20 protein-coding genes and 1 pseudogene are annotated in these 19,954 nt (G+C 74.3%); 8 read left to right on the top strand and 13 right to left on the bottom strand.

Annotation, left to right across the window (positions count from 1 at the left end):
* Positions 1-56: 56 nt before the first annotated feature.
* The gene (locus H7A69_RS06010) at positions 57-398 is read right to left on the bottom strand and encodes a hypothetical protein (RefSeq protein ID WP_182046220.1); all 342 of its coding nucleotides are present in this window, start codon (positions 396-398) and stop codon (positions 57-59) included.
* A gap of 173 nt (positions 399-571) precedes the next feature.
* On the opposite strand from H7A69_RS06010, the gene H7A69_RS06005 reads away from it, so the two are divergent.
* Complete coding sequence (locus H7A69_RS06005; RefSeq protein WP_182046219.1) at positions 572-1,195, top strand: LppP/LprE family lipoprotein; 624 nt, start codon at positions 572-574, stop codon at positions 1,193-1,195.
* A gap of 3 nt (positions 1,196-1,198) precedes the next feature.
* Here the strand turns inward: H7A69_RS06005 and H7A69_RS06000 are convergent, their stop codons facing one another.
* Positions 1,199-1,816 carry a hypothetical protein gene (locus H7A69_RS06000; protein ID WP_182046218.1) on the bottom strand — a complete coding sequence of 206 codons (618 nt, stop codon included), beginning with the start codon at positions 1,814-1,816 and terminating at the stop codon, positions 1,199-1,201.
* Between the two features lie 53 nt (positions 1,817-1,869).
* Here H7A69_RS06000 and H7A69_RS05995 point away from each other — a divergent pair, with 53 nt between their 5' ends.
* Positions 1,870-2,934: a YeiH family protein gene (locus H7A69_RS05995; RefSeq protein ID WP_220456197.1), complete on the top strand. Its 1,065-nt coding sequence runs from the start codon at positions 1,870-1,872 to the stop codon at positions 2,932-2,934.
* Between the two features lie 218 nt (positions 2,935-3,152).
* Here the strand turns inward: H7A69_RS05995 and H7A69_RS05990 are convergent, their stop codons facing one another.
* The 5 genes from H7A69_RS05990 to H7A69_RS05970 all read right to left on the bottom strand — a co-directional run bounded on the left by H7A69_RS05990 (position 3,153) and on the right by H7A69_RS05970 (position 8,357).
* Complete coding sequence (locus H7A69_RS05990) at positions 3,153-4,229, bottom strand: ABC transporter permease (RefSeq protein ID WP_182046216.1); 1,077 nt, start codon at positions 4,227-4,229, stop codon at positions 3,153-3,155.
* On the bottom strand, positions 4,226-5,107 hold the full coding sequence (locus tag H7A69_RS05985) for an ABC transporter ATP-binding protein (protein WP_182046215.1): 882 nt from the start codon (positions 5,105-5,107) through the stop codon (positions 4,226-4,228). The genes H7A69_RS05990 and H7A69_RS05985 overlap by 4 nt, the downstream gene beginning before the upstream one ends.
* Before the next feature lie 130 nt (positions 5,108-5,237).
* Complete coding sequence (locus H7A69_RS05980; RefSeq protein WP_182046214.1) at positions 5,238-5,957, bottom strand: response regulator; 720 nt, start codon at positions 5,955-5,957, stop codon at positions 5,238-5,240.
* Positions 5,939-7,207 carry a sensor histidine kinase gene (locus H7A69_RS05975; protein ID WP_259346109.1) on the bottom strand — a complete coding sequence of 423 codons (1,269 nt, stop codon included), beginning with the start codon at positions 7,205-7,207 and terminating at the stop codon, positions 5,939-5,941. The genes H7A69_RS05980 and H7A69_RS05975 overlap by 19 nt, the downstream gene beginning before the upstream one ends.
* 10 nt (positions 7,208-7,217) lie before the next feature.
* A complete protein-coding gene (locus H7A69_RS05970; RefSeq protein WP_182046213.1) occupies positions 7,218-8,357 on the bottom strand; it encodes an MFS transporter in 1,140 nt (379 codons plus the stop codon).
* 47 nt (positions 8,358-8,404) lie between these two features.
* Here H7A69_RS05970 and H7A69_RS05965 point away from each other — a divergent pair, with 47 nt between their 5' ends.
* Positions 8,405-8,953 (top strand): TetR/AcrR family transcriptional regulator, encoded by a 549-nt coding sequence (locus tag H7A69_RS05965; RefSeq protein ID WP_259346111.1) that lies wholly within the window; start codon positions 8,405-8,407, stop codon positions 8,951-8,953.
* A 67-nt stretch (positions 8,954-9,020) separates the two neighbouring features.
* Positions 9,021-9,917, top strand: coding sequence for an alpha/beta hydrolase (locus H7A69_RS05960; protein ID WP_259346108.1), 897 nt, complete (start codon positions 9,021-9,023; stop codon positions 9,915-9,917).
* Between the two features lie 97 nt (positions 9,918-10,014).
* Here the strand turns inward: H7A69_RS05960 and H7A69_RS05955 are convergent, their stop codons facing one another.
* Entirely contained in the window at positions 10,015-10,686 is a 672-nt protein-coding gene (locus tag H7A69_RS05955; RefSeq protein ID WP_182046211.1) for a peroxiredoxin-like family protein, read from the bottom strand.
* 147 nt (positions 10,687-10,833) lie between these two features.
* Positions 10,834-11,295, bottom strand: a complete 462-nt coding sequence (locus tag H7A69_RS05950) for an ATP-dependent zinc protease (RefSeq protein ID WP_069712975.1) — start codon at positions 11,293-11,295, stop codon at positions 10,834-10,836.
* A gap of 68 nt (positions 11,296-11,363) precedes the next feature.
* Between H7A69_RS05950 and rimK the strand changes: the two genes are divergently transcribed.
* From rimK to H7A69_RS05930, 4 genes are all read left to right on the top strand, one after another.
* Positions 11,364-12,542 (top strand): 30S ribosomal protein S6--L-glutamate ligase, encoded by a 1,179-nt coding sequence (gene rimK, locus H7A69_RS05945; protein ID WP_182046210.1) that lies wholly within the window; start codon positions 11,364-11,366, stop codon positions 12,540-12,542.
* Between the two features lie 68 nt (positions 12,543-12,610).
* The gene (locus tag H7A69_RS05940; RefSeq protein WP_069713038.1) at positions 12,611-13,684 is read left to right on the top strand and encodes a 3-oxoacyl-ACP synthase III; all 1,074 of its coding nucleotides are present in this window, start codon (positions 12,611-12,613) and stop codon (positions 13,682-13,684) included.
* On the top strand, positions 13,681-16,398 hold the full coding sequence (locus H7A69_RS05935) for an alpha/beta fold hydrolase (protein WP_259346107.1): 2,718 nt from the start codon (positions 13,681-13,683) through the stop codon (positions 16,396-16,398). Before H7A69_RS05940 ends, H7A69_RS05935 begins: the two co-directional genes overlap by 4 nt.
* Complete coding sequence (locus H7A69_RS05930) at positions 16,395-17,366, top strand: NAD-dependent epimerase/dehydratase family protein (protein ID WP_182046209.1); 972 nt, start codon at positions 16,395-16,397, stop codon at positions 17,364-17,366. The genes H7A69_RS05935 and H7A69_RS05930 overlap by 4 nt, the downstream gene beginning before the upstream one ends.
* Positions 17,367-17,436: 70 nt before the next feature.
* Here H7A69_RS05930 and H7A69_RS05925 read toward each other — a convergent pair whose 3' ends face one another.
* The 4 genes and pseudogenes from H7A69_RS05925 to H7A69_RS05910 form a co-directional block, all read right to left on the bottom strand.
* Positions 17,437-18,237 carry a hypothetical protein gene (locus tag H7A69_RS05925; protein ID WP_182046208.1) on the bottom strand — a complete coding sequence of 267 codons (801 nt, stop codon included), beginning with the start codon at positions 18,235-18,237 and terminating at the stop codon, positions 17,437-17,439.
* 7 nt (positions 18,238-18,244) lie between these two features.
* A complete protein-coding gene (locus tag H7A69_RS05920; RefSeq protein ID WP_182046207.1) occupies positions 18,245-18,778 on the bottom strand; it encodes an RNA polymerase sigma factor in 534 nt (177 codons plus the stop codon).
* A gap of 108 nt (positions 18,779-18,886) precedes the next feature.
* Complete coding sequence (locus H7A69_RS05915) at positions 18,887-19,297, bottom strand: MFS transporter permease (RefSeq protein ID WP_259346106.1); 411 nt, start codon at positions 19,295-19,297, stop codon at positions 18,887-18,889.
* Positions 19,297-19,954 (bottom strand): annotated as a pseudogene (locus H7A69_RS05910) (hypothetical protein); the annotation flags it as partial. The gene H7A69_RS05915 and the pseudogene H7A69_RS05910, both read right to left, overlap by 1 nt.

Raw genomic sequence — 19,954 nt, 5'->3', positions numbered from 1 at the left:
AGGCCCGGTGCCAGCTGGCACCGGGCCTCCCGTCCGTTCCGTGGTCCAGCCCGGTGTCAGGCCGCCCGGGTGAACAGCGCGCGCAGCGCGCGCCCGAGCCGACCCCCACGTTCCGGCCGGTCGACGACCTGCACGGCGCGCGTCGGCATCCGGAACGCGAGGTCGTGCAGCATGTTCCGCTTCGACCCGTCCCAGTTCGCGAAGAGGTACGAGCCGCCGATGAACGACATGCTACGCACGGGGGTGCGCTTCCACGAGTCGGCGGCGACGTAGTAGCCGGCGTGGCCCGCGTGGATGTGGTCGATGACGGTGTCGACGTCGACGACGCCGGTCGTGGTGACGACGGCGGTGATGCCCGTGCGGTCGCGGGCGACGTACTCGATGAGGTGTTCGGTCACGGCGTGCTCTGATCTGGTCTGCTCGACCCGGGCCCTCGGGTGTCAGGGCGTCGGGGAATGACTGGAACCGCCCTTGCTTCCGGCTGCATGGTACGCCTCGCCCGGGTGTCCATCCAGGGCACGGTGCGCCCGGTGGACGGACATCCGGAGAGCGCGGCGAGCATCCTGGTCCCATGCGCACCACCAGCACCGTCCGCACCACCGGCCTCCTCGTGCTCGCGGTCGCCGGCACCGTCGCCCTCGCCGGGTGCACCGGTGGTGCCGGCTCCGACCCGACCGCCACCGTGACGCGGACCGTGGCGGCCTCGCCGACGTCCGCGACCGGAGCGGAGTCGTCGTCCACCCCGTCGTCCACCCCGTCGTCGACCCCGTCGTCCACCCCGACGTGCGGTCCCGCCGACGGTGCCGCTGCGGCTGCGGGACCGATCGCCGACCTGCCGGTGCCGGCCGGGCTCGAGGGCGCCAGGTGGGACGCGTCCCGTGCCGACACCACGGCGTACGACGGGTGCGCCGCGCTCTCGGCGGTGACGGTCTCGGTGGTCGACGCCACCGCCAGCTCGCCGGTCGCGGTCCTGCTCTTCCACGACGGCACCTACCTCGGCACCGCGACGAAGGAGCAGTACGCCTTCGTGCCGGGTGTCACGCGCACCGCGCCGGACGCCCTCCGGGTCGAGTACCGCTACGCGATGCCCGCGGACAGCAACGCCGACCCGACCGGTCGCGCGACGGCGACCTACACGTGGGACGACGGCGCCGGTCGCGTCGAGATGACCGGCGACGTCCCGCCGACGCCCTGACGATCAGGGGCGCAGGGACCGCAGCACCCGTCGGAGCGTGTCGAGCTTCGGCTGGCCCGCCTCGAACGGCCGCCCGAGGGCGGACCGCGGCTGCAGCACCACCGCCCCGTCGGTCGTCGTGAGCCAGAGCCCGTAGTCCACGCGACGGCCGCGGTCGTCCTTCGTCGCCAGGTCGATCCGCTCGATGCTCGACCACGGGATGGTCATCACCGGGTCGGGCGAGACGGCGGTCCAGCCGAGCAGCCCCGAGCCGTCGACGGTGAACAGGGTGATCCGCCGGTCGGGCAGGTCCTGCGGTGCACTGATGCCGCGTGCGCTGACCGGCAGGTGGAACGCCGGCTGCCCGTGCCGGTGGGCGTGTGCGAGGGCTCGGCGGTCCTGCCGGGTGTCGCGCCACGCGCTGATCGGCACGACGACGCAGAACACGGCACCGAGCAACGGCACGATGACGACGACCGACACCCGTCCGACGGACGCGATCGCGTCCGCGTGCAGCGCCTCGAACACCAGCACGCCGACCGAGAGGGCGAGCAGACCGACGGCTCCGAGCACGAACGGCCGGAGCGGCGGGATCACCCCGTCCCGCAGCCGCTGCACCCACGGGGACGACTCGACCTGCACGGCGCCATCCTGCCCGTGTCCCCTGGACGCACCACAGTGGGATGCTGGTCGTCATGCCCCTGTCCCGCCCGGCGGTCGTCGCCGCCCTGCCCGGTGTCGCGCTCGCCGTCGTGATCGGCCTCGCCGCGACCCTGGTCGGCCGCGCCGTCCCCGTCGTGGGCGGACCGGTGCCGGCCGTCCTGCTCGGGGCGGTGGTCGGGTGGCTCGTGCGGCGTCGGCGGCAGGAGGACGGCGGTGCGGCGGACCTCGGTGGGATCCAGCCGGGTGTGAAGTTCGCGTCGAGCCGGGTCCTGCAGGCCGCGGTCGTCCTGCTCGGGGCGCAGCTCTCGATCGGCGAGGTCCTGCGCATCGGCGGCGAGACCCTCCCCGTGATGCTGACCACCCTCGTGGTGTGCCTGGTCGCCGCGTGGGGGATCGGACGGCTGCTCCGGGTCTCGAGCACGCTCCGCACGCTCATCGGCGTCGGGACCGGGATCTGCGGCGCCTCGGCGATCGCGGCGGTCACGCCCGTGGTCGGTGCCGCGAGCGCCGAGGTCGCCTACGCCCTGTCGACGATCTTCCTCTGCAACATCGCCGCCGTCTTCGTCTTCCCCCTGGTCGGCCACGCCCTCGGGCTGTCGCAGCACGCCTTCGGCGTCTTCGCCGGAACCGCCGTGAACGACACCTCCTCCGTCGTCGCCACGGCCACGATCTACGGGCGCCAGGCGACCGACACCGCGGTCGTCGTCAAGCTGGTCCGGACCCTCATGATCATCCCGATCGTCGTCGGGCTCGCCGGTCTGGAGGCCCGCCGCACCGCCCGCTCGCAGCCCGCCTCCGTCGACGGCTCGGGTCGCGCCGGGGGCGTCCGCGTGTTCCGGTTGGTGCCGTGGTTCCTGGTCGGCTTCCTCGTCGTGGTGCTGCTCCGGACCGTCGGGGTCCTGCCGGCGTCGGTGGCCCCGGCGTTCTCCACCGCGGCCACCTTCCTCATCACGGTGGCGCTCGCCGCGGTCGGGGTCTCGACGGACTTCGCGGCGCTGCGCCGTGCCGGGTTCCGGCCGATGCTGCTCGGCATCGCGCTCTGGGTGCTCGTCGCGGTCACGAGTCTCGGGGTGCAGGCGGCCTTCGGGCAGCTCTGACGCGGGAGCGGGAGCGGGAGCGGGGCCGGGCGCTGGCGGCCGCGCAACGCGGGTCGCTCCCGCGCAACCGGAGGCACGTCGCGCCACGCGATCCCGTGGCGCGACGTGCCGAGCGTCGTGCGGCGCGCCCCGCGCCCGCCCCGCCCACACGACGGACGGGAGGCGCGGTGCCAGCCGGCACCGCGCCTCCCATCCGTCCGCTCGTCCGTCCGGCGGTGTCAACCCCGGATCGCCTCCGCCAGCTTCACCCGCCCGCCGGTCCGCAGCAGCGCGTTCTCGTAGATGCGCGCACCCACGGCGACCACGACGACGACCGACGCGGCGACGACCACGAGCGACAGGATCGGCTCCCACCACTCGGCGGTCCCGAGGAAGATCCGCATCGGCATCCCGATCGGCGCACTGAACGGGACGTACGACATGATCCCCACGATCGTCTCGTTGTCCGCCGCCGAGACGATGAGGATGTACGGGATCATCACGAGCAGCATGACCGGCATCGTCACGCTGCCGACGTCCTCCTGGCGGGAGACCAGCACGGCGGACGCGGCGAACAGCGCGGCGATGAGCACGAACCCGACGGCGAAGAAGCCGACGAACCAGAGCACGCTCGGACCGAGCATCGAGAAGTAGTTCGTCTGCCCGGTCACGGCGAGTGCCACGGCGCCGGCGATCGCGATCGCGATGATCTGCGCGAAGGCCATGATGCTGCTGCCGAGCACCTTGCCGGCCAGCAGGGCCCGGGCGGGGATCGCGGCCATGAGGATCTCCACGACCCGTGTCGACTTCTCCTCGACGACGCTCTGTGCGATCGACGATCCGAAGGTCACCGCTGAGGTGAAGAAGACGACACCGAACAGGATGCCGATGGCGGACACCAGACCCGCCGACAGGGCGCCGGGCTCCAGGAGCTCCACCCTGGGCGCGACGCTGAGGGCCTGGACGACGTCGGTCGGGGCGTCCTCGAGACCGACGACCTCGTAGCCGATCGCGTCGTCCGACGGCACGATCGCGGCGTCGACGTCACCGCTGCGCACAAGGCGTTCGGCCTGCGCGACGGTCCGGGTCGGTGTGACCGACAATCCGTCGTCGGAGCGGAGCGAGACGCCGTCGACCACCGCGACCGGCGTGGTGTCGTCCGCGGTCGCCTTGCCGACGATGCCGGCGATCACGACTGACGCGACGACGGCCAGCACCAGGATCGCGGCCGAGACGACGAAGGCCTTGCTGCGGACCCGCGCCTGGATCTCGCGGACGGTGACGAGCCGGACGGCGTCGACGAAGTGGCTGGTCATCGGACGACCTCCCGGAAGACCTCGCTGAGACGGGGGACCCGCGGGGCGAAGGACCCCACGGTGCCGTGCTGGACGGCGCGCTGCAGGACACGCTGCGCGGTGTGGTCGTCGGCCTCGAACACGGCGTACCCGCCGTCGAACTCGCGGACGGTGACACCGGCCTCGTCGCGGAGCCAGGCGACGTCGCCGTCGACGAGGAGCTCCCACGCGGCCGGTCCGGCGTTCCGGCGGAGTTCCTCCTGCGGCCCTGCGGCGCGGATGGTGCCGTCGGCGATCACGACCACGTCGTCGCAGAGCCGTTCGACGACGTCGAGCTGGTGGCTCGAGAAGAGCACCGGGACACCCTTGGCGGCGTGCTCGCGGAGGACGCCGAGCACCGTGTCGACGGCCATCGGGTCGAGGCCCGAGAACGGCTCGTCGAGCACGAGCACCTCGGGGTCGTGCACGAGCGCCGCGGCCACCTGCACGCGCTGCTGGTTGCCGAGCGAGAGCTTCTCGACGGCGTCGCCGGCGTGCTGGCCCAGGTCGAGACGCTCGAGCAGCGCGGTCGTGCGCTGACCGGCGGTCCGCTTGTCGACGCCGTGGAGGCGCGCGAGGTAGGTGATCTGCTCGGCGACCGGCATCTTCGGGTACAGCCCGCGTTCCTCGGGCATGTAGCCGAACCGCCGACGGTCGGCCGGACCGACCTCCGTGCCGCCGATCGACACGCGACCGGCATCGGCCTGCAGGACGCCGAGCAGGATCCGCATGGTCGTCGTCTTGCCGGCGCCGTTGCCGCCGACGAACCCGGTCAACCGACCGCTGCCGACCGTGAACCCCACGTCGTCGAGCACCCGGCGGTCGCCGAAGTGCTTCGTGACCCCTTCGATGGTGAGCATCGCCCGTTTCCCTTCCGCCGGCGGTCCTCGCCGACGTCTCGACGCTACGGGCCGGGAGGCGCGGCCCACCTCCGGCGGGAGGCGGGACTTCCCGACGCCCCGACTCCACCGCACGGGGGAGCGGGGTCCGTCAGCTCGCGGAGGCGACGCCGCGCTCGAAGGCCCAGACGACCGCCTGGATCCGGTCGCGGACCCCGGTCTTCTGCAGGACGTTCGACACGTGGGTCTTCACGGTGGCCTCGCCCACGAAGAGCTCGCGGGCGATCTCGGCGTTGCTCAGCCCCCGGGCGAGCAGCCGGAGCACCTCGGCCTCCCGCTCCGTCAGGCCCGCCGCGGCGACGGGGTCCACACCGGCGGTCACGGGCTCGCCGCCCGACGGCGCCCCGGCGTGGCCGCTGCCCGGACAGCCGGGGCCGTGGCCGGCGGTCGCACGGCTGATGACCCGTCGGGTGACGTCCGGGGCGAGCAGGGCGTCCCCGGCCGCGACGGTGCGGACGGCGTCGATCAGCCGTTCGGGGGAGGCGTTCTTGAGCAGGAAGCCGCTCGCCCCTGCCTCGAGCGCCGCGAAGAGCGCGCCGTCGTCGTCGAAGGTGGTCAGCACCAGGACGGCCGGCGGCTCCGGGAGCGCACCGATCCGCCGCGCGGCCTCGAGCCCGTCGACGCCGGGCATCTGCACGTCGAGGCAGACGACGTCGGGTCGGAGGGCGACGACGGCCTCGACGGCGGCGGCTCCGTCCGCGGCCTCGCCGACCACCCGGAAGCCGGGTTCGGACTCGAGGATGACGCGGAAGCCCGCCCGGACCAGGTCCTGGTCGTCGGCGAGCACGATCGTCAGGTCGTCGGCAGCCATGCCCGCACCAGGAACCCTCCCCGGGCGCGGGGCCCGATCTCGATCCGGCCGCCGACCGCGGCCACGCGTTCGCGCATGCCGACGTGCCCGAGTCCGCTGCCGCTCGTGTCGCGCGCCGCCCCGGCCCCGTGCCCGTCGTCGGCGACCTCGACCTCGATGCCGTCGTCGAGGTACCGCAGCCGCAGGTCGGCCCGCGCCGTCGGCCCGGCGTGCTTGAGGACGTTCGTGACGGCCTCCTGCGCGATCCGGAAGGCGACGGCCCCGACGGTCGGTGGGACCGGACGCTCCGCGCCGACCACGACGTACCCGGCGGCGTGGCCGGCGGTGCGGGCCGCCTCGACGAGCTCCGGCATCCGTCCGAGTCCGGCGGTGCTGGGTGCCGTGTCCGCCGGGCCCGCGGTCCGGTCGTCCTCGCGCAGGGTGCCGAGCATCCGCCGCAGTTCCTCGACCGCCGTCCGGGCGCTGTCCTCGACCACGCCGAGCGACACCGTCGCCTGCGCGGGGTCGCGGTCGACCACCCGTCGGGCGGCGCCGGCCTGCACGCCCATCAGCGAGACGTGGTGCGCGACGACGTCGTGCAGTTCGCGGGCGATGCGGACGCGCTCGAGCGTCACGGCCTGGGCCGCCGTCCGCTCTCGCTCCGCCGCGAGCTCGTCCGTGCGCTCAGCCAGGTCGTGCTTGGCGAGGGCGGCCGACCACGCCCGGTTGCCGGCGTACCAGGCGCCGCCGAAGTACAGGACGTTGATGAGGACGTTGACGAGCGAGTACGCGACGTAGGGCGGGATGAGTGCGTCGTCGTCGTTCGGCAGGGCACTCGGCACCGACCACCCGAACGAGATGGCGAGGAAGAGCCAGGCGAACATGCCGCCGATCACGACCCAGCGGACGACCTCGGAACGGACGCGGTCCGAGCACCACGCGCCGACCGTGTAGAGCGCGATGAAGAGGGTGAAGTTGACGAGGACGACCTCGGGCACGTGGAGCAGCTGCGTCGCCGTGAAGGCCAGCGCGGACACGACGGCGACCGTCATCGGCCAGCGGCGGCGGAACGCGATCGGTGCGGCGTTCGCGACCACCATGAGCGCGGAGACCCACCACGCTGCCTGCTCGTCACCGTAGACCCCGGCGGCGCCGTACAGCGTCGTCGTCAGTGCGAGGCCGACGCCGAGGACGAGTGCGAGCAGGGCGTCCTGCCGGTGCTCACGGCGCCCGACGGGCAGCCTCGACCACTCCTCCGTCGTCCGCCCCATGCGGTCCACGCTAGCGGGTGGCGACCGCCGTCCGCAGGTCCCCGGTGCGGAGCGAGAGCCCCGACGACACCGCGACGAGCACGCCCGCGGCGACGAACGTCGTGGTCGTCCCGACCGTCCCGACGAGCACCCCGGCCACCGCGGCGCCGACGGCCTGCCCGGCGACGAGCACGACGAACAGGACCGAGGTGCCCGCTGCGACCTGCTCGGGATCGATCGCCGCGGTCCAGGCGATCAGCGCGCCGGTCGCCGCGGTGTACCCCCAGCCGAACAGGGCGCAGGCCGCGAGTGCGACCTCGACCGACCCCGGCAGGAGCCCGAGCGCGAGCACCGCTCCCGCGGCCACGGTCGTCGTCAGCACCCACTGACGTCGAGGTGCCATCGCACTCGTCCACCGCGCCGTCGCGGCGACCGTCGAACCACCGACACCGAGCGCGATCCACGCGACGACCGTCGCCGTCGTCGGGACCCCGGCGTCGACCAGCGTCGACCGGCCGTAGGTCCAGACGACGGCCGACCCCGCGCCGAAGAGCAGCGCGACGACGACCGGGACCGTCTGCGCGACGAACCACGACCTCCCGGGGAGCGCCGGGGTCCTGCCGCGCTCCGGACGGCCCGCGGCGAGGAACAGCACGGCGCCGACGGCGAGCGTGAGGACGCCGGCCACCGCCCATGCGGTGCGCCAGTCCGGCAGCAACACGAGGGCGAGGACCCCGGCCGCGACGAGTCCCGGCCCGGTCCCCGAGTTCACGACCGCCTGCGCCCGCCCGCGACGGTCCGCCGGGATGCGGTCGGTCACGAGCTGCACCATCGCTGGTGACGCCAAGCCCGCCCCGGCCGAGGCGACGACCGCGGCGGTCCCGAACACCGCGGTCGTCGGGCTCGACGCCATCACGAGCGCCCCGGCGCCGGCGGTGACGGTCGCGGCGACGACGAGCCACCGCGCCGCCCGTGCCGCGAGCACGGACCCCGCCACGGCACCGACGCAGTAGACGACGGAGGCACCGGACGACACCGCGCCACCGACGTCCGCGCCGAACCCGAGGTCGTGCTGCACGTCAGGCAGGAACAGTCCGTACGCCAGGCGCACGAGACCGTAGGTCGCGGCGACGAGTCCGAGTCCGGCGGCGAGCAGGACGCGGTCCGACAACGAAAACGATCGTTTCACTTCTGCGACCCTAGGCTGGCTGCGTGGTGATGCGTCCAGGGACCGAGCAGCGGGTGCTCGACGCCGCCGAGGAGCTCTTCTTCACCCGGGGGATCGCGGCGACCCCGATCGACGCCGTCCTCGAGCGCGCGGGGGTGTCGTCGGCCACGCTCTACCGGGGGTACCCGAGCAAGGAGGCCCTCGTCGCCGCGGCCCTCGACCGCCGCCACGACGAGTGGACCGCGGCCTGGGACCGTGCGGTCGAGCGGGCGACGGACGACCGCGCTCGGTTGCTCGCCGTGTTCGACGCGCTCGACGCCTTCCGGTCCACCCCGTCGGGCTCGCGCTGGTGCGCCTTCCTCGGCACCGCGGCCGAGTACGTGGACGCCCCGCAGGAGCTCCGCACCGTCCTCGACCGCGAGACCGACACGCTCCGACGGCGGCTCACCGAGGCGGCCCGCCCGCTCGTCGGCGACGGCGCTCCGGCGCTCGCCGCACAGCTGCTGCTCGTCGTGTCGGGATCGCTCGCGATGCGCCTCCGCGACCCGGGCGCCGACTCCTCGACCGCCCGCGCGGTCGCGGAGGCGCTCCTTCCCTGAGCGTTCCCGCGGCTCCGTCCGGGCGGATCCGCAGCGGGGCACCCCTCCCGCCCGACACGATGAGCACGTGTCGACCCCGTCCCGCGCCACGACGATCACCCGTCGCGCGCTCCTCGCCGTCGGCGGCTCGCTGCTCCTGGCCGGTGGGGCGTTCGAGGCGGTCGACCAGCGGCTCCTCCCCGGTCGGTCGACGATGTACCGCGTGCTCGGCCTCGACGGTCCCGCCGGCAGGATCCCGGACGTGCCGCCGGTGCCCTCGACCTCGGGCACGTTCGTCTCCGCGGCACGGGGCGGTCGGACGGTGGGCTGGACGATCACCGCGCCGCACTCGGCGACGCCGCTGCCCGTCGCGGTCGCCCTGCACGGGTACGGCGGCGACCACCGCACCTTCTCCGGGAACGCGCTCGGGTACGACCGCTTCCTCGCCGCGCACCTGCGCAGCGGGGGCGCGCCGTTCGCCGTCGCGGCGGTCGACGGGGGCAACCGGTACTGGCACCGCCGTGCCGACGGGGACGACCCGGCGTCGATGGTCGTCGACGAGTTCCTGCCGCTCCTGGGTGATCGCGGCCTCGACACCACGCGGCTCGGCCTGACCGGCAACTCGATGGGCGGCTACGGCGCACTGCACCTCGGCGGCGTGCTCGGCGCCGAGCGCGTCCGGGTCGTCGCAGCGCTCAGCCCGGCCCTCTGGACGACCGCCGGGGACACCGCCCGCGGTGCGTTCGACGACGCGGCGGACTTCCGGACGAACACCGTGCTCGGTCGGCAGCGCGCACTCGACGGGATCGCGGTGCGGGTCGACTGCGGCACCGGGGACGGCTTCGAGCCCGCGGTGCGGGCCTACCGACAGGGCTTCCGCGTCGCCCCGGCCGGCGGCCTCGAGCCCGGCGGCCACGACCGCGCCTACTGGCGCCGGACGGCGCCGGACCAGATCGCGTTCCTGGGTCGACACCTGACCGCCTGAGCGAGCCGTGGACGGACGGGAGGCCCGCCCGGGGTGACGCACGCGCGTCACCCCGGGCGGGCCTCCCGTCGGACCTGCCCGCGCCTCGCAGGCGGGGTCAGCTCGCCGGAGCGAGCTGCTCGTCGACGGCGGCGAGCACCTCGGCGACCTCGGTCCGGGTCGTGTAGTCGACGTGCACGTCCGCGAACCGGACCGTGCCCGCGGCGTCGATGACGAACACGGACGGGAACGGGATCGCCGCGGTGTCGTCCGCGTTGCTGTCGGCGACGTCGAAGCCGAGCCGGGTGTGCGCCCCACGGGCGGCGTCGCTCGGTGCGGTGACGATGCCGAAGCGGCCCGCCAGCACGTTCTCGGGGTCGGTCAGCACCGGGAAGGCGAGCTCGCCGTTCGCGATCGACTGCTCGGCCGCCTCCGGCGTCTGGGGCGACACGGCGACGAGCTGCACCCCGCGCTCCCGCAGGGCCGGCAGGAGTTCCTGCTGGTAGGTGCGCAGCGTGATGTTGCAGTAGGGGCACCAGGCGCCGCGGTAGAACACGAGGACGGTGGGGGCGTCACCGCGGACGTCCGCCAACGAGGTCGCTGAGCCCGTCGGGGTGACGAGCGGGGCGTCGGGTGCGTCGTCGCCGACCGCGACGACCCCGTCGGGCACGCCCGCGGCGCGCAGGTCGGCCTGCTCACCGTCGAAGACCGCGGACAGCTCCGGGCCGATCTGCGCGGTGAAGCCCGCGTTGAACTCGTCCACCTGGCGGGCGATGGTCTGGTCGGTCACGTCGTTCTCCTCGGGTCCGGGACGCATCCGGCGACGGCGCCGGTGGGGTGAGCGTAGGCACCGCGGCGCGCCGCCGGTACGGGTGGCGTCACGCGGCGTCATCGACGAGCCGGGACCGCCGCGGCGCCGCCGTGCAGCCGCGACCGCTCAGGCGCGACCGCGGTTGCGCCGCCGGATCTCCTTCGGCGCCCGCCCGGCCAGGAACGACCGCGCGGGGTCGACCAGGAACCCCTGCCGGAGCGCCTCGCGGCCGACGAGCATGCGGAAGCCCATCTGGTCGCGGTTGCTCAGCGTGACCTCGGCGTCGATCGTGCGACCGGCCAGGGTGATCGGCGTGAGGACGACGATCCGCTCCTGGGTGTGCCCGGTGGAGCTCCGGACGGTGCGTCGGTCGTGCACGGCGCACTCGTGCGTGACCGCGTCGGCGTCGGTGTCCTGCCACGGGTGCACCGAGAACCGCACCCGGTCGCCGGGCAGCTCCTCGAGGTCGAACGCGTGGAGCGCCGAGCTGCGTGCGCCCGTGTCGAGCTTCACCTTGATCCACGGCAGGTCCAGCCCGGGCAGGGCAGCCCACTCACGCCAACCTGCGATCGTCGTGTTCCGGGCCATGGCCCCATCCTGTCGCATGCTTGGATGGGACGTCGCCGTCGTCGTCCTCGAACCCGTGGAGCACCCCGATGAAACTCGCCATCCTGTCGCGCGCCCCGCACGCGTACTCGACGCAGCGTCTCCGCGCGGCGGCGATCGACCGCGGGCACGACGTCAAGGTGCTGAACACCCTGCGGTTCGCGATCGACCTGACCGCCGACGAGCCCGACCTGCTCTACCGCGGCAAGCTCCTCAGCGACTACGACGCGGTGCTCCCGCGCATCGGCAACTCGATCACGTACTACGGCACCGCCGTCGTCCGGCAGTTCGAGCAGATGGACGTCTACACGCCGAACACCGCGACGGGCATCACGAACTCGCGCGACAAGCTCCGGGCGAACCAGATCCTGTCCCGGCACCACATCGGCATGCCGGCGACCACGTTCGTCAACAGCCGCGCCGACGTGCGCGGGGCGATCGACCGGGTCGGCGGCGCGCCCGTCGTCATCAAGCTGCTCGAGGGCACGCAGGGCATCGGCGTGATCCTCGCGCCCGAGGCGAAGGTCGCCGAGTCGATCGTCGAGACCCTGCACTCGACGAAGCAGAACGTGCTCATCCAGTCGTTCATCTCGGAGAGCCGCGGGAAGGACATCCGCGCGCTCGTCGTCGGCGACCGCGTGGTGGCCGCGATGCGCCGGAGCGCCAGCGGCGACGAGTTCCGCTCGAACGTCCACCGCGGCGGCACCGTCGAGAAGGTCACGCTGACGCCCGAGTACGAGGAGGCGGCGGTCCGCTCGGCGCAGATCATGGGCCTGCGCGTCGCCGGCGTCGACATGCTCGAGGGCAACGACGGTCCCCTCGTCATGGAGGTCAACTCGTCGCCCGGTCTCGAGGGCATCGAGCGCGCCACGGGACTCGACGTCGCCGGCGCGATCATCGACTTCATCGGCAACCAGGTCGCGTTCCCGGAGATCGACGTCCGGCAGCGCCTCAGCGTCTCGACCGGGTACGGCGTCGCCGAGCTGCTCGTGCACACGAACGCCGACCTCGTCGGCAGGACCATCAAGGAGTCCGGCCTCTGGGACCGGGACATCACCGTGCTGACCCTGCACCGCGGCGCGTCCGTGATCCCGAACCCGCGCAGCGGCGTCGAACTGCAGGCCAGCGACCGCCTGCTCTGCTTCGGCAAGCTCGAGGAGATGCGGTCGATGATCCCGGACCGGCGGCGACGCCGATCGAAGGTCCGCAAGCTCCCGAAGGACGCCTGACCGGTGCCGCCCAGCGCACCCGGATCGCGCACCCAGGTCGGATGCGGAAGTATGTGTCGGTGACGATCATGACGGAACGGCCGGTCGACCAGGCGACGAGCAGCGAACCGGAGCGCCCCGGCAACGCCACGGCGAAGCACCAGAACGTGTCGCTGCTGTCGGTGGCGACCACCACCGCCGAGCGTGTCACGACGTCCGCCGACATCGAGGAGCGCCTCCGTGGGGCCCTCCGTCGGCTCCGCCTGCCGATGGGCCTGCTCGAGCGGGTCGCGGGTGTGACCGAGCGCCGCAACTGGGGCGAGGGGCAGACCTTCCAGGACGCTGCCATCGACGCGGGCCGTCGGGCGATGGCCGAGGCCGGGGTGCGTCCGGAGGAGATCGGGCTCCTCATCAACACCTCCGTCACCCGTCCGCACCTCGAGCCCTCGGTCGCGGTCCGCCTGCACCACGGACTCGGGCTGCCGACGTCGGCGATCAACTTCGACATCGCGAACGCCTGCCTCGGGTTCGTCAACGCCATGAGCGTCGCCGCGGGCATGATCGACTCCGGGCAGATCAAGTACGCGCTCGTCGTGGACGGCGAGGACGCCGACCAGGTGCAGCTCAACACGATCGACCGCCTGAACCAGGGCGGCCGGAACCGCAAGGACTTCATGAGCGAGTTCGCGAGCCTGACCCTCGGGTCGGGTGCCGCGGCCGCCGTGCTCGGCCCGAGCGACGTCCACCCCGAGGGGCACCGCATCGTCGGCGGCGTCACCCGTGCGGCGACGCAGTGGTACGACCTCTGCGTCGGCAGCGTCGACGGCATGTTCACGGACGCGAAGATGCTGCTCAAGGGCGGCATGGAGCTCGTCGTCGCGGCCTGGAACGAGGCCCGCGCGCACTTCGACTGGGCGGACATGGACCGCTACGTCCTGCACCAGGTCTCCGACGTGCACACGAACGCCTTCGTCGAGGCGATCGGTGTCCCGCGCGACAAGGTCCCGACGACCTACCAGCGCTTCGGTAACGTCGGTCCGGCGTCGATCCCGATCACCCTGGCCGACGAGGTCGCCCGCGGCGGCATCACCCGCGGCGACCGCGTGTTCCTGGGCGGCGTCGGCTCGGGCATCAACACGGCGATGATGGAACTGCGCTGGTGAGGTCCGGCCTCCCGCGCGTCGCCGCCAGCACGGCTCCGGCGACGCTCCCGCCGCCCCTGCCCGGACTCGACCCGGCGTGGTCGCGACTGGTCACCGTCACCGGTGGCCAGGACCGGCCGGGAGGCCCGTCCCACGCCACGCGGACGTGGCACCTCCTCGACACGGCCGGCTCCCTCGAGGCGCTCGGCGTCACCCCGGTCGGCACCCTGCTCTGCGTGCACGGCAACCCGACCTGGTCGTACCTCTGGCGGTCCGTCGCGGCCCGCACGCTCGATGCCGCCCGCGCGGGAGGCCCGGCTTGGCGCGTGGTCGCCGTCGACCAGCTCGACATGGGCTTCTCGGAGCGCACCGCTGAACAGCACCTCCTGGCCGACCGCGTCCGTGACCTCGGCGCCCTGACCGACGAACTCGGGCTCACCGGCCCCGTCGTGACCCTCGGGCACGACTGGGGCGGCGTGGTGTCGCTCGGTTGGGCGGTCGACCACCTCGACGTCGTGGTCGGTGTCGCGACGTGCAACACCGCCGTGCACCAGCCCGACGACGCCGCGATCCCGGCACCCCTCCGGCTCGCGCTGCGCCCGGAGGTGCTCGGCCGCGGGACGGTCGTGACGCCGGCGTTCCTCGAGACGACCCTCGCGATCGCCCACCCGCGGCTCGACCGCGCGACCGCCGACGCCTACCGTGCGCCCTACCGCGGTGCGGCTCGTCGCGGCGGTATCGGGGGCTTCGTCGCGGACATCCCGGTCGACGCGTCCCACCCCAGCGCGGCCGAGCTCGACCGGATCGCCGCCGGCGTCGCCGCGCTCGAGGTGCCCGCGCTCGTGATGTGGGGGCCGCGCGACCCGGTGTTCCTGGAGCGGTACCTCGACGACCTGGTCGACCGGCTGCCGCACGCCGACGTCCACCGCTTCGAGGGTGCCGGCCACCTGCTGCCCGACGACGCCGACGTCGTCGGGACGGTGCTCGACTGGCTGGGCGACCGCCTGCCGGACGGGACGACGACCCGCGGGGACGACCCGCGCCTCCCGGACCGCGTCGAGGCCGAGGCCGAGGCGGAGGGGACGCACCCGTTGTGGGCCGCCCTCGACGGGCTGCGCCACTCGGAGGAGCCGGCGCTCATCGAGATGGCCGCCGCCGGCGGTCCCCGGACGATCAGCTGGCGACTCCTGGCCCGACGCGTCGACGAGGTCGCCGCCGGGTTGCTCGACGTCGGCGTCCGTCCGGGCGACCGCGTCTCGCTCCTCGTCACGCCCGGCGCGGACCTGACGGCCGCGCTCTACGCGAGCGTCCGGATCGGTGCGGTCGTGGTCGTCGCGGACGCCGGACTGGGCCTGCGCGGCCTGACCCGCGCCGTCCGCGGTGCGCGTCCGGACTGGGTGATCGGTGCGCTGCCGGGCCTCGGTGCCGCTCGGGCCCTCGGGTGGCCGGGCCGACGCATCGCGACCCTCGCGCTCCCGGCAGTCGCGCGCGCGGCGCTCGGTGTCGAGCACACGCTCGTCGAGGTCGCTCGTCGCGGTGCCCGACGGCTCGCCGCGGGGGCCGCCCTGCCCGTCGCACCAGCGCCGGACGCCCCCGCGGCCGTCCTGTTCACCTCCGGGTCGACCGGCCCCGCGAAGGGCGTCGTCTACACGCACGGGCAGCTCGCCGCGGTGCGTGACGTCCTGGCGGCGCAGTACGACGTCGGTGTCGGCACGGGCCTGGTCGCCGGCTTCGCGCCGTTCGCCCTGCTCGGCCCCGCCCTCGGCGCTCGCTCGGTCGCACCCGACATGGACGTCACCGCACCCCGGACCCTGACCGCCCGCGCGGTGGCGGACGCCGTCGCCGCGGCCGACGCGACCGTCGTGTTCCTCTCGCCCGCGGCCCTGGCGAACGTGGTCGCGACCTCGTCGGCGCTGACCGACCGCGACCGCGAGGCGCTCGGCCGGGTCCGCCTGTTCCTGTCCGCCGGCGCGCCGGTGTCGGCGTCGCTCCTGACCGCGGCGACCGCGCTCATGCCGAACGCGTCGGCCCACACCCCCTACGGCATGACCGAGGGGCTGCTCATGACCGACGTCGACCTGGACGGGGTGCGTGCCGCAGCCACCGACGGTGTCGACGAGCAGGGGATCTGCGTCGGGGCCCCGGCCACCGGCGTCCGCGTGCGGATCGCACCGCTCGACGACGACGGTGCACCGAGCGGTGCCCCGACCGACGCCGCCGGGGTCACCGGGGAGGTCGTCGTGGCGGCGCCGCACGTGCGCGACCACTACGACCGTCTCTGGCGCACGGACCGGGTCTCCCGCATGGGCGTCGACGACCCGCGCGGGCACCGGACCGGTGACGTCGGCCACCTGGACGCCGAGGGGCGCCTGTGGATCGAGGGGCGGCTGCAGCACGTCGTGACCACGGCGGAGGGCGTCGTGACACCCGTCGGTCCCGAGCAGCGCATCGAGCGGGTGGCCGGCGTCGGACGCGTCGGCATCGCGGGCACCGGGCCGCGTGGGACGCAGCAGGTCGTGGCGGTCGTCGAGACCGTGCCGGCCGCGCGTCGTCCCGGACTCGCACCGGCCGCTCTGGCCCGTGCGGTGCGTGCAGCAGCCGGCGTGCCGGTCGCGGCGGTGCTCGTCGTCCCCGTGCTGCCGACCGACGTCCGGCACAACTCGAAGGTCGACCGTGCACGCCTGTCGCGGTGGGCGACCACGGTGCTCGGCGGCGGGCGGATGGTGCGTCCGTGAGGGTGCTCGTCACCGGCGCGAGCGGGTTCCTCGGCCGCGCGACCGCCGCCGCCGTGCGCGACGCCGGGCACGACGTCCGGACGTTCCAGCGCCGACCCTCGGGCGTCGACGGGGTGGAGGACTCCCTCGGCACCATGACCGATGCCGCCGCGGTCGAGCGGGCCGTGGCCGGGGTCGACGCGGTCGTGCACCTCGCCGCGAAGGTCTCGCTCGCCGGCGACCCGGCCGACTTCGCCCGGGTCAACGTCGACGGCACCCGCACGCTGCTCGCCGCAGCGCGGACCGCGGGCGTCGGCCGGTTCGTCTTTGTCTCGTCGCCGTCGGTGGCGCACACCGGCTCGTCGCTCTCGGGCGCAGGAGCGGACCCCGCCGAACCGACGGCCGCGCGCGGGCACTACGCCCGGACGAAGGCCGCCGCGGAGCTCCTGGCGCTGGCCGCCGACGAGCCCGGGTTCGCGGTCGTCGCGGTCCGGCCGCACCTGGTGTGGGGGCCCGGGGACACGCAGCTCGTGGGCCGCATCGTCGCGCGTGCACGGGCCGGACGGCTGCCGCTGCTCGACTCCGGCGCAGCGCTCATCGACACGCTCTTCGTCGACAACGCCGCCTCGGCGATGGTCGCGGCCCTCGAGCACGCCGCTGACGACGCCGTGCACGGCAACGCCTACGTCGTGACCAACGGCGAGCCGCGACCCGTCGCCGAACTGCTCGCCGGCATCTGCACGGCGTCCGGGGTGCCGGCACCGCGACTGCACGTCCCCGCCGGGCTCGCCCGGGTGGCCGGCTCGGTCGTCGAGGCCGTGTGGCGGGTGCGGCCCGGGGCGGACGAGCCGCCGATGACGCGGTTCCTCGCGGAGCAGCTCTCGACGGCGCACTGGTTCGACCAGCGTCGCACCCGGCGGGACCTCCACTGGTCGCCGGCGGTGTCCGTCGACGAGGGCCTGGACCGCTTGGCGGCGGCGACCTGCTGACGCGGCTGCGACCGCTGTCCCGCGCCGCGCTGCACGCGCTGTCCCTCGCCTCGATGTCGTCGGCCCGGGGTCAGCCGCAGAACTCCGGGGGAGCCTGCGCGACCGAGCTGACCCAGACGATCCCGACCGTCCGTCCGTCCTCACCGGTCACGAAGGTGACGTGGTACCCGTTCCGCTCGATCGTCCACTGGGCGGAGGGCCCGTCCGGTTCGGGACCGTAGCTCGAGGGGACGAACGTCAGGTCCGGGTAGGCGGCGCGTAGTTCCTCGACCGTGCTGCCCGTCCCGAACCCTTCGGCGGTGGTCGGACCGGGATCGTCCCCGGCGGGGCCGGAACCGATGGCGACAGCACTGACGGTCCCGTCGTCCCCCTCGATGACCGTCAGGCCAGGGCTGTCCGGGCGGTTCCAGTTCGTGACCTCGGGAGCAGGGCACGCGTACTCGACCTCGCGCGTGTAGGCGCTCCCGAGGTCGTCCAGCTCCCCGGCGATCGGCGCCCCGAGGGCGATCGGACCGACCTCGTTCCCCGAGATCGTCCAGGTGGACGGGTCCGCGACCGAGTAGGGCGCACGGGTGGAGGTCGGCGTCGAGGTCGGCGTGGGCCGCGGCGTCGGGCGTCCGATGACGGGCGCACCGGACGGTGTCTCGGAGGCCGTCTGCTCCGGAGTGCTCGTCGCCGTCGGGGTCGGTTCCGCGGTGAGCGACGTCGGGATGAGCCCGAGCGCGACCCCGCCACCGGCAGCGCCGAGGAGCAGGACCGACACGACGCCGATCGCGATGCCGGTCAGACGGCGTCGACGCGGCCGGGACTCCGCGCGCTCCAGCACGTGCTGCTTCATCGACACGAGCATGCGCTGCAGCTCGTCTCCCACGGGGGGCTCAGTGTTCATCGTGCGTCACCGCCTTGCGCAGTCGTCGTCGGGACCGGGAGACGCGCTGCGTCACCGAACCGACGCCGAGGAGCTGCGCGGCCTCGGCGTAGGAGTACCCGCGAACCAGGCAGAGCTCGCAGATCAGCCGGTCGGCCTCGGGCAGGGCCGCGATCTCGTCACGGACCCACCGGAGCCCGTCCGCTCCCTCCGACGGACCGGCCGACGCGGCGAGTTCCTCGGGCAGCTCGTCCCCGGCGTGCTCCGCGCTGCGCCGAGCCAGGTTCCTGGCGTGGTCGCGGCACACCACGAGCAGCCAGGGGAGCAGCTCCCCGGTCGGCAGCTGCACGCTGTCGGCCTTCTGCCAGAGGGTCAGGAACGTGTCCTGCACGAGTTCCTCGACGTCCTGCTTGCTCCCCGCGATCGCCCAGGCGTACCGGGTGAGCGTCGGCGCGAAGCGATCGAAGGCGATCGCCAGTGCTGCTCGGTCCCCCGTCGCGAGGCGCCGTGCGAGGCCGGTGTCGTCGTCTGCGGTGTCGTCCACGGTGCTCCCTCCACCTGAACGATGTCGGCAGCGCGCGGATCCTGACACGACGCGCCGGATCCGTCACCGATCCGTGATGAGCGCCGTCCGTCCCGCCGGTGGTGGTGGTCAGCCGGTGAACCGCTGCCAGAGCTCGGTCACGACGGGCCAGACGTCGCCAGCGCGGTCGGCGGAGGCGACAGCGATCGTCACCACCGGGTAGGCGGTCACGGCGAGGCTGACCAGCACCGCGACCACGACGGCGACCACCGACGTCGCGGTGTGGCGGCGGGTGATGGCGAGCAGCAGCAGGGCGACGACCACGACGACCCCGAGCAGCGTCACGAGGGTGATGCGGACGACGGGGAAGGGCACGAGCCCGGCGGTCGTGGCGGTGACCCCGCCGAGGAAGCCGACGAGCGGCAGGTACGCGCCGAGGGCCACGACGAGCACGAGCACGATGCCGGTGCCCGACGCGACCCAGACGCCGCGCGGGCGGGGCCGCCGGGACGGACCCCGCCGTCCCGCCCACGCGGTCATCACCGTGCGGCTCCGCCGTCCCCGTCCGGCTGGCGGGCGGCGGCCTCGTCGCGGACGACGTCGGCTGCGTGCTCGATCCGGTCCGCGGCGTCGTCGAGGGCGTCGGCGACGCGCTCGTCAGCGACACGATCGTCAGCGACACGGCCGTCCTCGGCCGGCGACCCGGTGTCGTGCGCGGTGGGTGCACCCGAGTGCGCGTCCGGGCTTGCGTCCGGGCTCGCATCGGCGGTCGCGGCCTGCGTCGCGGTGACCGCCGAGTCGGTGGCGTCGGACGCCGCTGCCCCGGCCTCGGCCGCCGCGTCGGTCGCGGCAGCAGCGGCACCGGACGCGCGGTCGCGCACCTCGGCGGTCGCGTCGGCTGCGGCGTCCTTCGCGGCGCTGACGGCGTCCTGCGCCGCGTCACCTGCTTCCGAGGACTTCCGCGCCGCGTGGTCCGCGGCGTCGGACGCCGCTGCCCGGGCATCCTGCACCGCGTCGGCGGTGCGGGTCCGAGCGGCGTCGACGGCGTCGGCGGTCGCGGCGCGTGCGGTGTCGAGCGCGTCCGCGGCGCGGTCGCCCAGGTCGGCCGCCGTGGCGCGGGTGGCGTCGACGGCGTCACCCGCTGCGTCCTTCGCCTTGCCGGCGGCCTCACGCGTGGCGGCGGCGGCGTCCTGCGCT

It is taken from the genome of Curtobacterium sp. ME26, from assembly GCF_903970945.1.
Lineage (GTDB): Bacteria > Actinomycetota > Actinomycetes > Actinomycetales > Microbacteriaceae > Curtobacterium > Curtobacterium citri.
This window is presented reverse-complemented; position numbering and strand designations above follow the sequence as displayed.